The 16,342-nt window shown below is 72.5% G+C and carries 1 protein-coding gene; it reads left to right on the top strand.

Annotated elements, in window-relative coordinates; translation table 11 throughout:
- Positions 1-96 precede the first annotated feature (96 nt).
- The gene (locus ACZ7PG_RS31005) at positions 97-16,332 is read left to right on the top strand and encodes an SDR family NAD(P)-dependent oxidoreductase (RefSeq protein ID WP_470242668.1); all 16,236 of its coding nucleotides are present in this window, start codon (positions 97-99) and stop codon (positions 16,330-16,332) included.
- Positions 16,333-16,342: the final 10 nt, after the last annotated feature.

Here is a 16,342-nt window from a genome sequence, read left to right as displayed (position 1 = left end):
TGCTCGCCCCTAAGGAGACGGCTAGGGGTGGAGTTCTTACCGTACCGATCGGTATGTTTCCGGCGGATTCGGACTACACCACCCGGGGGTATGGGCATGGGGATTTCCGATGGTGTCGCGGTGGTCGGGATGTCCTGCCGGTTTCCGGGGGCACCCGATCCGGACGCGTTCTGGCGGTTGCTGCGGACCGGCACCGACGCGGTGACCGCGGTACCCGCCGATCGGGTGGATCCGGGCCTGGGCCGCGGTGGGTTCCTGGACCGCATCGGGGACTTCGATCCGGCGTTCTTCGGCATCTCGCCCCGCGAGGCGGCGGCGATGGACCCGCAGCAGCGGCTGATGCTGGAGCTGGGCTGGGAGGCCCTGGAAGACGCGGGCCTGCCGCCGGGCGGGAACGTGGGCGTCTTCGTCGGCGCGATCCGTGAGGACTACACGGATCTGCGCCGAACGCCGGACATCAGCGCGCATTCGATGACCGGCGTGCAGCGCGGGATGATCGCCAACCGTGTCTCCTACGCCTTGAGGCTGCGCGGGCCCAGCTTCGTGATCGACGCGGCACAGTCCTCTTCGCTGGTCGCCGTGCACACGGCCTGCGCGAACCTGCTGGCGGGCGAGTGCACGGTGGCTCTCGCGGGCGGCGTCACCCTCAACCTGAGCGCGGACAGCGCCCTGACCGCCGTGCGGTTCGGGGGGCTTTCCCCGGACAGCCGGTGTCAGGTGTTCGACGCGCGCGCCAACGGTTACGTCCGCGGCGAGGGCGGCGGGCTGGTCGTCCTCAAGCGGCTGGCCGACGCGGTCGCCGACGGCGACCTGATCCACTGCGTGATCCGCGGCAGCGCCGTGACCAACGACGGCGGCGGCAAGACCCTGACCGCGCCGGAGCGCGCCGCGCAGGAGGAATGCCTGCGGCTGGCCTACGAACGGGCCGGCGTCGACCCGGCCGCCGTGCGGTACGTCGAGCTGCACGGCACCGGCACCAAGCTCGGCGATCCGATCGAGGCCGCCGCCCTCGGCGCGGTGCTCGGCGAAGGCCGCGACGTCGGCCGGCCGCTGCTGGTGGGCTCGGTCAAGACCAACATCGGCCACCTGGAAGGCGCCGCCGGCGTCGCCGGTCTGCTCAAGACCGTCCTCAGCCTCAAGCACGGCGAGCTGCCGGCGAGCCTGCACTTCAGGACCCCGAACCCGGAAATTCCGTTGGACGCGCTGAAGATCCGCGTCCAGGACCGCACCGGTGCCTGGCCGGGGGACGGGCTCGCCGGCGTCAGCTCGTTCGGCATGGGTGGCACCAACTGTCACGTCGTGCTGGCGAAGTGGACCGGCGACACGGCGTCACGTGGGTCGGCTATTGCGCCGTGGGTGCTTTCGGCCAAGACCGGCCCGGCGTTGCGGGAGCAGGCTTCGCGGCTGCGGGAGCACCTCGAGACGCACCCGGAACTGGATCTGGCGGCCGCGGCGCGGTCGTCGGCCACGACCCGGTCGGCCTTCGACCACCGCGCGGTGCTGATCGCGCCGGACCTCGACCGGGTGCTCCCCGGGCTGACCGCGCTGGCCGACGGCCTGCCGTTTCCCGGGCTGACCACGGGAGTCGCGCGGCGCACGGGCAAGGTCGCCTTCGTCTTCCCCGGGCAAGGCACGCAATGGCCCGGAATGGCCGCGGCGTTGCTGGAGTCGTCGCCGGTCTTCGCCGGCCGGATGGACGAATGCGCCGACGCGCTGGCGCCGCACGTGGACTTCTCGCTCCTCGACGCGGTGCGCGGGGAAGTGCACGACATCGAGGTCATCCAGCCGACGTTGTTCGCCATGATGGTCTCGCTGGCCGCGCTGTGGCGGTCCCTCGGGATCGAGCCGGACGCCGTGGTGGGCCATTCCCAGGGGGAGATCGCGGCCGCGTGCGTGGCGGGCGCGTTGTCGCTCGAGGACGCGGCGAAGACCGTGGCGCTGCGCAGCCAGGCCTTCCGCGACCTGCTCGGCGAGGGGGCGATGGCCTCGGTGACCCTCCCGGAGCGGGAGGTGACACCCCGGTTGCCCGAGGGCGTGTGGATCTCCGCGGTGAACGGGCCGGACTCGACCGTGGTCGGCGGCGACGTCGCGGCGGTGGCGGAGTTCGTCGCCGCGTGCGAACGCGACGGGGTCCGGGTCCGCCGGGTGAACGTCCGGCACGCGTCGCACTCACCGATGATGGCGCCCCTGCGCGAACCGCTGCTCACGGCTCTGCACGACATCCGGCCGGTGGCCACGGACGTCACGTTCGTCTCGACGGTGACCGGCGGCGTGCTGGCCGGCTCGGAGCTGGACGCGTCGTACTGGTACCGGAACCTCTCGCAGCGCGTCGAGTTCGAGCGGGCGACCCGCTCGCTGACCGCGCTGGGCTGCGACATCTTCGTCGAGTCCAGCCCGCACCCCGTGCTCACCGCCCCGGTCCAGCAGGTCGCCGAGGGCGCGCTGGTGGTCGGCTCGCTGCGCCGGAAGGCGGGCGGGCTGGAGGAGGTCCTGGGGTCGGCCGCCCAGCTCCACGTGCGCGGGCGGGCCCCGGACTGGGGACGGGCGTTCGACGGCGGCCGGGTCCGGCTGCCCACCTACCCGTTCCAGCGCTCGCGGTACTGGTTCGGCGAGACCGCGCCCGAACCCGAGGCGCGCGAGGCGCCGCGGGACGTGCTGGGGCTCGTGCGGGCGCACACCGCGGCGGTGCTGGGACACCCGGCGCCGGACGCCGTCGCGGCCGACGCGGCGTTCCGGGACCTGGGGATCGACTCCCACCTCGCGGTCGAGCTGCGCAACCGGCTCGCCGCGGACACCGGCGAGGACCTGTCCGCCACGATCCTGTTCGACCACCCCACCTGCGCCGACCTGGCGGCCCACCTGACCGGCGTCCGCGGCGACAACGCGCCCGCGATCCGGTCGGCGCCGGACGACGACCCGGTGGTCGTGGTGGGAATGGCGTGCCGCTTCCCGGGTGGCGTCGCTTCGCCGGAGGACCTGTGGGACGTCGTGCTGGAAGGCCGGGACGTGGTGTCCTCGTTCCCGGCGGACCGGGGCTGGGGCACGGGCTCCGGCGGGTTCCTCGACGACGTCGCCGGGTTCGACGCGGACTTCTTCGGGATTTCGCCGCGCGAGGCATTGGGCATGGATCCTCAGCAGCGGCTGGTTTTGGAGTGCTCTTGGGAGGCGCTGGAACGGGCCGGGGTCGACCCGTCGACGGTGCGCGGCAGCGATCTCGGCGTCTTCGTCGGCGTGATGGGCGGGGAAGGCGCCGGGGTCACCGGCCGGGCCGCGAGCGTCGTGTCCGGGCGGGTCGCGTACGTGCTCGGCTCCGAAGGCCCGGCGCTGTCGGTGGACACGGCTTGCTCGTCCTCGCTGGTGGCGCTGCACCTCGCGGCCCGGTCCGTGCGCGACGGCGAGTGTGTGATGGCGCTGGCCGGCGGGGTGACCGTGGTGTCGTCGCCGGAGGTGTTCGAGGAGTTCGAGCGCAACGGCGGCTTGGCGGCCGACGGCCGGTGCAAGTCGTTCGCGGACGCCGCCGACGGCACCGGGTGGGCCGAGGGCGTGGGTCTGGTGGTGGTGGAGCGGCTGTCCGACGCCCGCCGCCACGGGCATCGGGTGCTGGCGGTGCTGCGGGGGAGCGCGGTCAACCAGGACGGCGCGTCCAACGGGCTGACCGCGCCGAGTGGTCGGGCGCAGCGGCGGGTGATCCGGCAGGCGCTGGCCAACGCGGGTCTCCAGCCCGCCGATGTGGATGTCGTGGAGGCGCACGGGACCGGGACGCGGCTGGGTGATCCGATCGAGGCGCAGGCGGTGCTGGCGACGTATGGCCAGGACCGGGTCCAGCCGGTGCTGTTGGGGTCGGTGAAGTCGAACATCGGGCACACGCAGGCGGCCGCGGGGGTGGCCGGTGTGGTGAAGATGATCTTGGCGATGCGGCACGGCGTGGTGCCGGCGAGCCTGCACCTCGACCGGCCGTCGTCCTTTGTGGACTGGGAGTCGGGCGCGGTGTCGCTGGCGCGGGAGTCGCGTTCGTGGCCCGAGGTGGGACGGCCACGGCGGGCGGGCGTGTCGTCCTTCGGGATCAGCGGGACGAACGCGCACGTGATCATCGAGCAGGCGCCGGACGTCGAGGTCGTTGATCGGCCGGAGAGTGGTCTGGTGCCGTGGGTGGTGTCCGCTCGGTCGGATGTCGCTTTGCGGGACCAGCTCCGGCGGCTGCCCGAGTGCCCGGAGACGGCGATCGATGTCGGCTACTCGCTGGTGACCGGTCGTGCCGCCTTCGAGCATCGCGCAGTGGTCCTGGGGGATCGGATCGTCGAGGGTGTTGCGCGGCCTTCGGGGAAGACGGTGTTCGTTTTCCCGGGTCAGGGTTCACAGTGGGTCGGGATGGCGGCGGAGTTGTGGGAGTCGTCGCCGGTGTTCGCGGAGTGGATGGATCGGTGTGCCGCCGCGCTGTCACCCCTCAATTTGCTGGACGCGCTGAATAGCGACCGGGTTGAGGTGGTTCAGCCGGCTTTGTGGGCGGTGATGGTGTCGCTGGCGGGCTTGTGGCGGTCGTTCGGTGTCGAGCCCGATGCGGTGGTGGGCCACTCGCAGGGTGAGATCGCCGCGGCTTGTGTGGCGGGTGCACTGTCGCTTGAGGACGGTGCTCGAATCGTAGTGGCTCGGAGCCGCATCATCGCGGAGAGGCTGTCGGGCTGGGGTGCGATGGCGTCAGTGACGCTTCCCGAGGGCCACGTGCTGGACGACCGGCTGTCGATTGCCGTGGTGAACAGCCCGACGTCGGTGGTGGTGTCCGGGGATCCCGAGGCCATCGAAGAGCTTCTGCGGATCGTTCCCGGTAAGCGGATCGCCGTGGACTATGCGTCGCATTCGGTGCACGTGGAGTCGGTGCGGGACGAGCTTCTCGCGGCGCTGGACGGGATCACGCCGAGTCGGCCGACGATCCCGTTCTGCTCGACGGTATTCGACGAGGCGACCTTCGATGCGGAGTACTGGTACCAGAACCTCCGTCAGACCGTGCAGTTCGAGCGGGCCGTCGAGTCGCTCGGTGATGGTGTGTTCCTGGAGATGAGCCCTCACCCGGTGCTGACGATGCACCTGCCCGGGATCGCCGTCGGGTCACTGCGCCGCGACGATGGTGGGCTCGAGCGGTTCCTGACCTCGCTGGCCGAGGCGTACGTGCAGGGCGTCGACGTCGACTGGACGCCCCTCGTGGCTGGCGGACGGCTGGTGGACCTGCCGACCTACCCCTTCCAGCACCGCCAGTACTGGCTCGACGCCCGGCCGACGACCGGTTCGGCACACCCGATCCTGGCGGCCACGGTCGAGCTGGCCGACGGCGCCGGATCACTGTCCACCGGCCGGATCTCGCTGCGCGCGCAACCCTGGCTCGCCGACCACGTCGTGGCGGGCAAGGTCCTGTTCCCCGGCACCGGCTTCCTCGAACTGGCGGGTCACGCGAGCGCCGGGCTTGTTCGGGAGCTCACGGTCGAGACGCCGCTCGAACTGTCCACTCAGGACGTCGTGGACGTGCAGGTGCTGGTGGGTGCGGTCGACGACACGGGGTGCCGGTCGGTGAGCGTGCACGCACGGTCGGCCGGCTCCGAGTGGTGCAGGCACGCCAGCGGATCGCTGGCCGCGGCCGAGCCGCCGGCCGGGTTCGACCAGGCGGTGTGGCCGCCGGAAGACGCGGTCCCGCTGGACGTCCGGTACGACGTGCTGGCCGAGACCGGCTTCGAGTACGGGCCCGCGTTCCGAGGTCTGCGTTCGGCCTGGCGGCGCGGCGAGGAGCTGTTCGCCGAGGTCGACCTCCTCCCCGAGTCGGACGGGTTCGCCCTGCACCCGGCGTTGCTCGACGCGGCGCTCCACCCGCTGCTGCTCGACGGTAGTGACCTGCGGGTGCCGTTCGCGTGGGCCGGAGTGCGTTACGCACTAACGGATGCGACTACCTTGCGGGTCCGGCTGACGCCGACGGGTGAAGGCGCCTTCGCCGTGGCCGCGACTGATGTCGACGGCAAGCCCGTGGCCACGATCGAATCCTTGACACTCCGCCCGGTGGGCCAGGTCCGCCGCACTCTGTACGAAGTGGACTGGAAGCCCGTCCCTCCGGCCGGGAAACCGGCGACGGCCACCGTTTTCGTGTGCCCGCAACCGGACAACGCCATCGGCTCGGCGGTCCGCGAGGTGCTGGCGCAGGTCCTCGACGTGACCCGGGACTGGCTGGCGAACGAGCACGCGCCGGACGAGCGGCTGGTCCTCGTGACCCGGAACGCGACGGGCACCGACCCCAACTTGGCCCACGCCCCGGTGTGGGGGCTGGTCCGCTCGGCGCAGGCTGAGCACCCCGGCCGGTTCGTCCTCGTCGACCTGGACGAGGACAGCTCCCTGCCGGACGTCGTGGGCCTGGACGAACCCCAGCTGGCTGTCCGCGACGGTGCGGTCCTGGTCCCGCGGCTCCGCAAGCTGACCGCCGAGCCTGGTCCCGCGCTGCACGGAACGGTGCTGGTGACCGGCGCGACCGGGACGCTGGGTCGCCTGCTGGCCCGGCACCTCGTGACCACGCACGGCGTCAAGCGGTTGCTGCTGGTGAGCCGGACCGCGACAGCCGAGCTGGGCGCCGACCTCGAGGCGACGGTCGACGTGGCCGCCTGCGACCTCACCGATCGCGACCAGGTGCGCCGGTTGCTCGCGGACCATCCGGTCGACGTCGTCGTCCACGCGGCGGGCGTCCTCGACGACGGCCTGATCGAGGCGATGACGCCGGAGCGGCTGGACGCGGTGCTGGCACCGAAGGTCGACGCCGCCTGGCACCTGCACGACCTGACGAAGGACGTGGCGCAGTTCGTGCTGTTCTCGTCGATGGCCGGCGTCGTCGGCACGGCGGGACAGGGCAACTACGCGGCGGCGAACGCGTTCCTCGACGCACTGGCGGCCCACCGGCGGGCCCGTGGCCTGCCCGCGGTGTCGATGGCGTGGGGCCTGTGGGACGAGCAGAGCGGCATGACCAGCGGCGTCGGCGAGCTCGAACGCCGGAGGCTGGCGGGCGACGGGATGGCGCCGCTGCCCACCGCGCAGGCACTGGAGCTGTTCGACGCCGCACTGGGCGCCGATCGGGCCGTGGTGGTCGCGACCAGGATCGATCCGCGCGCCGTGCGGGCCGACTCCACCCTGCTGCGCGACCTGGCCCAGCCCGCGACGGTGGACCGGGGCCGGGCGCTCGCGGACCTCCCCGAGGCCGAGCGGTACCCGGCCGCGCTCGACCTGGTCCGCACCCACGCGGCCGCGGTCCTCGGGCACGCGTCGGCGGCGGCGTTGGCCCCCGGACGTCCGTTCCGTGAGCTGGGCTTCGACTCGCTGACCGCGGTCGAGCTGCGGAACCGCATCGCGGCGGCCTGCGGGGTCGCGCTGCCCAGCACGCTGGTCTTCGACTGCCCGACGCCCGAGGCGATCGCCGACCGGCTGCTGGAACGGGCGCCGGCCGAGAAGCCCGCGGCCCGCCGGGTGTCCGATGAGGACCCGGTGGTGCTGGTGGGGATGGCGTGCCGGTTCCCGGGTGGCGTGGCTTCGCCGGAGGATCTGTGGGACGTCGTGGCCGGCGGCCGGGACGCGGTGTCGTCGTTCCCGGTGGACCGCGGCTGGGGGACCGGCTTCGGCGGGTTCGTCGACGACGTGGCGGGGTTCGACGCGGAGTTCTTCGGGATCTCGCCGCGGGAAGCACTGGGCATGGATCCTCAGCAGCGGCTGGTCCTGGAGTGCTCGTGGGAGGCGCTGGAACGAGCGGGTGTCGATCCGTCGTCCGTGCGGGGCAGCGATCTCGGCGTCTTCATCGGCGTGATGCGGGGCGACTACCGGATAGACGGCGACTACGGCTTGACGGGTAGCGCCGGGAGCGTGGTGTCCGGCCGGGTGGCGTACGCGCTGGGGACCGAGGGCCCGGCGATCTCGGTCGACACGGCGTGCTCGTCGTCGCTGGTCGCACTGCACCTGGCGGCCGAGTCGGTCCGGCGGGGCGAGAGCACGATGGCGCTGGCCGGCGGGGTGACCGCGATGGCGTCGCCGGTGCTGTTCGAGGAGTTCGCCCGGCAGGGCGGCCTGGCCGCGGACGGGCGCTGCAAGTCGTTCGCCGGTGCCGCCGACGGCACCGGGTGGGCCGAGGGCGTGGGTCTGGTGGTGGTGGAGCGGCTGTCGGACGCCACCCGCCACGGTCACCGCGTGCTGGCGGTCCTGCGCGGCAGCGCGGTCAACCAGGACGGCGCGTCCAACGGGCTGACCGCACCGCACGGACCGAGCCAGCAGTGGGTGATCCGGCGGGCCCTGGCCGACGCCGGTCTCCGGCCGGCCGACGTGGACGTCGTCGAAGGCCACGGCACCGGGACCCGGCTGGGTGATCCGATCGAGGCGCAGGCGGTGCTGGCGACGTACGGCCAGGACCGGACCGAGCCGCTGTGGCTGGGGTCGGTGAAGTCCAACATCGGGCACACGCAGGCCGCGTCCGGAATGGCCGGCTTGATGAAGATGGTCCTGGCGATGCGGCACGGAGTTGTCCCGTCCACCTTGCACGTGGACGAGCCGTCGCCGGTGGTGGACTGGGAGTCGGGCGCGGTGACGCTGGCGCGGGAGCCGGTGGCGTGGCCCGAGACCGACCGGCCGCGACGCGCGGGCGTGTCGTCCTTCGGGATCAGCGGGACGAACGCGCACGTGATCATCGAGCAGGGTCCTTCTCCCGAGTTGAGCGATCGGCCGGAGGGTGGTCTGGTGCCGTGGGTGGTGTCCGCTCGGTCGGAAGTTGCTTTGCGGGAGCAGGTTTCGCGGGTGCGGATGCATTCCGGATCGGCCGTTGATGTCGGGTATTCGCTGATGCGCGGTCGTGCCGCTTTGGAGCATCGAGCGGTGCTGCTGGGCGATCGGGTGGTCGACGGTGCTGTTCGGCCCTTGGGGAAGACGGTGTTCGTCTTTCCGGGCCAGGGTTCGCAGTGGGTCGGTATGGCGGCGGAGTTGTGGGAGTCGTCGCCGGTGTTCGCCGAATGGATGGATCGGTGTGCTGCCGCCTTGGCGCCTCTGGATTTGCGGGAGGCGCTGAATAGCGACCGGGTTGAGGTGGTTCAGCCGGCTTTGTGGGCGGTGATGGTGTCGCTGGCCGGGTTGTGGCGGTCTTTCGGTGTGGAGCCGGACGCGGTGGTGGGTCATTCGCAGGGTGAGATCGCGGCGGCCTGTGTGGCGGGTGCACTGTCGCTTGAGGACGGTGCTCGGGTCGTGGTGGCCCGGAGTCGAGTGATCGCGGAGAGGCTGTCCGGCCGGGGTGCGATGGCGTCGGTGACGCTTCCCGAAGGCCACGTGCTGGATGACCGGTTGTCGGTGGCGGTGGTGAACAGCCCGACGTCCGTGGTGGTGTCCGGGGATCCCGAGGCCATCGACGAGCTGACTTTTCCGAGTAAGCGGATAGCGGTGGATTATGCGTCGCATTCGGTGCACGTGGAGTCGGTGCGGGATGAGCTGCTGGCGGCGTTGGGTGAGATCACGCCGAGTCGGCCGAGCATTCCGTTCTGCTCGACGGTGTTCGATGAGGCGACTTTCGATGCGGAGTATTGGTATCAGAACCTCCGTCAGACCGTGCAGTTCGAGAAAGCCGTTCAGTCCCTGGGAGATGCGGTGTTCCTCGAAATGAGCCCGCATCCGGTGCTGACCATGCACCTGCCGGGGATCGCCGTCGGGTCACTGCGTCGCGGCGACGGTGGGCTCGAGCGTTTCCTGACCTCTCTCGCCGAGGCGTACGTGCAGGGCGTCGAGGTCGACTGGATGCCTCTGATGGCCGGCGGACGGCTCGTGGACCTGCCCACCTACGCCTTCCAGCACAAGCGGTACTGGCACCGGACGGAAGCGTCCACAATGGACGACTGGCGGTACCGGATCGCCTGGCGGCAGCTGCCCGAGACACAGCGGGCCCTGACCGGACACTGGCTCGCCGTGGTACCCGACGGCGGCACCGCAGACCTGGGCCCGGATGTGGAAGTCGTCGCGTTGAGTCAGCTGTCCGAGCGTCTGGGCGAGGCCGTCGGCGTGCTGTCGTTGCTCACGGTGGACGACACCCTGACGCTGGTCCGGCTGCTGGAGGACGCGGGGAGCGACGCGCCGCTGTGGCTGGTGACGTCCGGCGCCGTCGCGGCGGCACCGGGAGACGTCGTGCGCCGGCCGGACCAGGCCCAGATCTGGGGCCTCGGACTGACGATCGGGCTCGAACACCCACGACGCTGGGGTGGCCTGGTCGACCTGCCCGAGAACGTGGACGACCGGGTGCTCGGCAGGCTGGCCGCCGCGCTCGACGGCGACGAGGACCAGGTCGCGGTCCGGGCCGACGGGACCTACGCGCGACGTCTCGTCCGCGCACCGCGCACCCGGCCGGGGCGCGTCTGGCGGCCGCGGGGGACCGTCCTGGTCACCGGGGGAACCGGCGGACTCGGCGCGCACGTCGCCCGATGGCTGCTCCGGAACGACGCCGAGCACGTGGTGCTGGCCGGACGCCGGGGTCCCGACACCCCCGGCGCGGCCGAACTCGCGGCCGAACTGGGTGACCAGGTCACCTTCGTCGCCTGCGACGTCGCTGACTGGGACGCGGTCCGGGAGCTGCTCGCGTCGCTGCCGGATCTCACGGCCGTGGTGCACGCCGCCGGCGCGGGCCAGCACAGCACCCCCGTGACCGAGATCGACGACGCCGCCGAGGTCATGCGGGCGAAGGTCGCGGGTGCGGCGAACCTCGACGCCCTGCTCGACCACGACACCCTGGACGCCTTCGTGCTGTTCTCGTCCGGCGCGGGGGTGTGGGGCGGCGGCGGGCAAGGCGCCTACGCGGCGGCGAACGCCTACCTGGACGCGCTCGCCGAGCAACGCCGGGCCGCGGGCGGCAACGCGACCTCGATCGCCTGGGGCACCTGGGCGGGCGACGGCATGGCACGCGGCGGCGTCGGCGAGCGGTTCCGGCGGCTCGGACTGCGCGAAATGGACCCCCAGCTGGCCGTGCGCGCGCTCCAGGAGCTGGATGAGCCGGGCCTGGTCGTCGCCGACATCGACTGGCCGGTGTTCGGACCCGCCTACTCCGTCGCGCGCGAGCGGCCGTTGCTGGCCGAGGTGTTCGACGAGCCCGGCCTGGTCGTCGCCGGCATCGACGAGCCCGAACGGCCGCGCCCGGTCGTCGGCGATGCCCTCCCGCTGGTCCGTGCGCAGGTGGCCGCGGTGCTGGGGATGGACTCCGGGGACGCCGTCGACGTCCGGCGGGCGTTCCGGGAGCTGGGCTTCGACTCGGTCACCGCCGTCGAACTGCGCAACCGGCTGAACCGCGCCACCGGCGCGAACCTGCCGCCGACCGTCGTGTTCGACCACCCGAACTGCGCCGCGCTCGCCGCCTCCCTGACCGGGCCCGCGCCGGAGCCGGTGGTGGCCGCCGCGCCCGTCGGCGAGCCGATCGCGATCGTCGCGATGAGCTGCCGGTTCCCCGGCGGGGTCACCTCGCCCGAGGACCTGTGGCGGCTGGTCGCCGACGAGGCCGACGCCATCTCCGGGTTCCCGGCCGACCGCGGCTGGACCGTCACCGGCAGCGGCGGGTTCCTCTACGACGCCGCCGAGTTCGACGCGGGCTTCTTCGGGATCTCCCCGCGCGAGGCGACCGCGATGGACCCGCAGCAGCGGCTGATGCTGGAGTGCTCGTGGGAGGCCTTCGAACGGGCGGGCATCGATCCGACGTCGCTGCGCGGCAGCCGGACCGGCGTGTTCGTCGGCGCGCTGGCCCAGGACTACGGCCCGCGGATGCACCAGGCGCCGGCCGACTTCGCGGGATACCTGGCCACCGGCAGCACCGGCAGCGTGCTCTCGGGCCGGATCGCCTACACCTTCGGGCTGGAGGGTCAGGCCGTCACCATCGACACCGGCTGCTCGTCGGCGCTGGTGGCGTTGCACAACGCGTGCCAGTCGCTGCGGCAGGGCGAGTGCTCGATGGCGCTGGTCGGCGGCGTCACGGTGATGTCCAGCCCCGGCGCGTTCGCGGAGTTCGAACGGCTCGGCGGGATCGCCGCCGACGGCCGCTGCAAGCCGTTCGCGGACGCCGCTGACGGCACCGGCTGGAGCGAAGGCGCGGGCATGCTGCTCGTCGAGCCGTTGTCCGAGGCCCGCCGCAACGGCCACCCGGTACTCGCGGTGATCCGCGGCAGCGCGGTCAACCAGGACGGCGCGTCGAACGGCCTGACCGCGCCGAGCGGGTCCGCGCAGCAGCGCGTGATCCGGCAGAGCCTGGCCAACGCGGGCCTGGCACCGTCCGATGTGGACGTCGTGGAGGCGCACGGCACCGGGACGCGGCTGGGTGATCCGATCGAGGCGCAGGCGGTGCTGGCGACCTACGGCCAGGACCGGACCGAGCCGCTGTGGCTCGGGTCGGTCAAGTCCAACATCGGGCACACGCAGGCGGCCGCGGGGGTGGCCGGCGTGCTGAAGATGGTGCTGGCGATGCGGCACGGCGTGGTGCCGGCGAGCCTGCACATCGACGAGCCGTCGTCCTTTGTGGACTGGACGGCCGGCTCGGTGTCGCTCGCCAAGGAGTCGGTGGGGTGGCCCGAGGCCGACCGGCCGCGACGGGCCGGCGTCTCGTCGTTCGGGGTCGGCGGCACCAACGCGCACGTGATCATCGAGCAGGTCCCGGTGGCGGAGGTCGCCGACCGTCCGGACGGCGGTCTGGTGCCGTGGGTCGTGTCCGCTCATTCCGCGGAAGCGCTGCGGGAGCAGGTCCGACGGCTGCCCGAGGGCCCGGAGGCGGCGATCGACGTCGGCTACTCGCTGGTGCGTTCTCGTGCCGTCTTCGACCATCGCGCGGTGGTCCTGGGGGATCGGACGGTCGACGGTGTCGCCGGACCGGTGGCCAAGACGGTGTTCGTTTTCCCAGGGCAGGGTTCGCAGTGGGTGGGGATGGCGGCGGAGTTGTGGGAGTCGTCGCCGGTGTTCGCGGAGTGGATGGATCGGTGTGCGGCCGTGCTGGCGCCTCTCGACCTGCGGGACGCTCTGAATAGCGATCGCGTCGAGGTGGTTCAGCCTGCTTTGTGGGCGGTGATGGTGTCGCTGGCCGGGTTGTGGCGGTCGTTCGGTGTCGAGCCGGATGCGGTGGTGGGGCATTCGCAGGGCGAGATAGCCGCGGCCTGCGTCGCGGGCGCACTGTCGCTTGAGGACGGCGCGAAGGTTGTGGTGGAGCGCAGCCAGCTCATCGCGGAGAAGCTGTCCGGCCGAGGTGCGATGGCATCGGTGACGCTTCCGGACGGCTATGTGCTGGACGACCGGCTGTCGGTGGCGGTGGTCAACGGCCCGGCGTCCGTGGTCGTTTCCGGGGATCTCGAGGCAATTGATGAACTTTTGCTGACTGTTCCGGGCAAACGGATCGCGGTGGATTACGCGTCGCATTCGGCCCATGTGGAGTCGGTGCGACATGAGCTGCTGGCGGCGCTCAGTGAGATCACCCCGAAACCGCCGACGATTCCTTTCTGTTCCACGGTGTTCGACGAGGCGACCTTCGACGCGGAGTACTGGTACCAGAACCTCCGTCAGACCGTGCAGTTCGAGAAGGCCGTCCAGTCCCTGGGCGATGCGGTCTTCCTGGAGATGAGCCCGCACCCCGTGCTGACCATGCACATCGAGGGCACCGCCATCGGCTCGCTGCGTCGCGGGGACGGCGGACTCGAGCGGTTCCTGACGTCGCTGGCCGAGGCGTACGTCCAGGGCGTCGAGGTCGACTGGATGCCCCTGCTCGAGGGCGGCGGGTCCGTAGACCTGCCCACTTACCCCTTCCAGCGGCAGCGTTACTGGCTCAACGCCGACGACACGGACGCGACCCTGCACGACCACCCGTTCATCACCACGGTGACCACACTGGCGGACTCGGCCACGACGGTGTTCACCGGCCGGCTCGACCCGGACCGGATGCCCTGGCTCGCCGAGCACGCCGTCGGGGACACGGTCCTGTTGCCCGGCACGGCCTTCCTCGACCTCGCGCTGTGGGCCGGCGACCAGGTCGGCTCCCCGAGGGTGGCCGAGCTGACGCTCGAGTCCCCGCTGGCGCTGCCGGGTTCCGTCACGGTCCAGCTCACGGTCGACGCCCCGGACCAGTCCGGTCACCGGCCGGTGCGGGTGCACTCCCAGACGGCGGACGCGTCCTGGACCAGACACGCGTCCGGCGTCCTCGCCGCCGACGTCTACACGTCCGGCGAACCGGTGCCGTGGCCGCCCGCGGACGCGGAACCCATCGACGTGCCCGCCCTCTACGACAAGCTGGCCGACCTCGGCTACCGCTACGGGCCCGCGTTCGGCGGCCTGCGGTCGGCGTTCCGGGCAGGGACGGACCTCTATGCCGAAGTGGCGCTTCCCGAGCGGCTTCGGCCGGAAGCGCGCCGGTTCCGGCTGCACCCCGCGCTGCTCGACGCGGCCCTGCACGTCATCGGGTCCGACCGGACCAAGCCCGCCCTGCCGTTCTCGTGGAGCGGGGTCTCGCTCACCGCTCCCGGGGCGTCCGCGCTCCGGGTCCGGATCTCGCTGCGCGACCACGACGTCGTCTCGATGCGGCTCTCCGACGACCACGGCACCGAGATCGCGACGGTGGACGCGCTGGCGTTCCGCTCGGCCACCCCGCACGACCGGCTGTTCCGGGTGGACTGGAGCCCGGCCCCCGAAGGCGCGCCCGAGGGGTCGTACACGGTCGTCACGGACCTGGCCGAACTGCGGGACGTCCCCGCGACCGTCTTCCTGAACGTCCGGTACACCGGCGAAACCGTGCGGGAAGCCACCGTCGGGATGCTGGCGGTGGTGCAGGAGTGGCTGGACGACGGCCGGTTCAGCGCGTCGCGGCTGGCGGTCGTGACCCAGGGCGCGGATCTCGCCCGCGCGGCGGTCCAGGGCCTGGTGCGGTCGGCCTGCTCGGAGAACCCGGACCGGTTCGCCCTCGTCGACCTGCCCGACGGCGACCTCCCGGTGCACGCGGTCCTGGCGGCGCTGGCCGCCGGCGAGACGGAGTGCGGCGTCCGCGACGGGAGCGTCCGCGTTCCGCGGCTGACCCGGGTGACCGGCGAGCCCGGGATTCCGGTCTGGGACACCACGGGCACGGTGCTGATCACCGGCGGCACCGGCGTGCTGGGCGGGCTGGTGGCCCGGCACCTCGTCGCCGAGCACGGCGTCCGCAGCCTGGTCCTGGTCAGCCGGCAGGGGCACGCCGCCGGCCTGGTGGCGGACCTCGAGGCCGCCGGTGCGCTGGTGACGGTGGCCGCCTGCGACGTGTCCGACCGGGACGCGCTCGCTCGCGTCCTCGACGCCATTCCGGCCGGGTTCCCCCTGCGCGGGGTGGTGCACGCCGCCGGCGTCGTGGCCGACGGGATCATCGATTCCCTGACCCCGCAACGGATGGACGCCGTCCTGGCGCCCAAGGCCGACGCGGCGTGGCACCTGCACGAGCTGACGAAGGACCTCTCGCAGTTCGTGCTGTTCTCCTCGGCGGCCGGCGTGTTCGGCACGCCGGGACAGGGCAACTACGCGGCGGCGAACGGGTTCCTGGACGCGCTCGCGCGCCACCGCCGGGCCGCCGGACTGCCCGCGGTGTCCCTCGCGTGGGGCATGTGGGAGCAGCGCAGCGGGCTGACCGGCGGGCTGGGCGACACCGACGTGGCACGCATGGCCCACTGGGGCGTGCGCCCGCTGCCGGCGGCAGAAGGGCTCGCCTTGTTCGACGCCGCCTGCGCCCGGGACGAGCCGGTGCTGGTCCCGGTCCGGCTGGACGTCACCGCGGTCGGGGAGGTGCCCGGCCTGCTGCGGGGACTGGTCGCCGCGAAGGCACCGGTCCAGGTCGACGCCGGGCTCGCCCAGCGCCTGGCGTCGCTGCCGGAAGCCGGTCAGCACCGCGCGCTGCTCGACCTGGTGCGGGGACACGCGGCGGCGGTGCTCGGCCATCCCGCGCCGGACCTGGTCGAGACGACCCGCGGGTTCATGGACGCGGGTTTCGACTCGCTGACCGCGTTGGAGCTGCGCAACCGGCTGGCGGCGGCGACCGGCGTGCGGCTGCCCACCACGGCGCTGTTCGACCATCCGACGCCGGTCGCGCTGGCCCGGTGCCTGCACGGCGAGCTGGTGGGCGGCCCGTGGTCGCCGCTCGACGAACTGGACCGCCTGGAGGCCCGGTTGCGGGAGTCGGCCGACGACGACACGCGCCTGGCGGTGGCGGGCCGCCTGCGGTCACTGCTGGCGGGCCTCGGCGGCGGCGCGGACACCGCGCGCCTCGACTCCGCCACCGACGACGAACTGTTCGAGCTGGTCGACGACGATCTGGGGATCCTCTAGATGGACAACG

It is taken from the genome of Amycolatopsis sp. NPDC114504, from assembly GCF_055633595.1.
This window is presented reverse-complemented; position numbering and strand designations above follow the sequence as displayed.

Excerpts from the sequence above, each read along its gene's own strand:
- ACZ7PG_RS31005 (WP_470242668.1), top strand. The coding sequence starts at position 97 with ATGGGGATTTCCGATGGTGTCGCGGTGGTCGGGATGTCCTGCCGGTTT.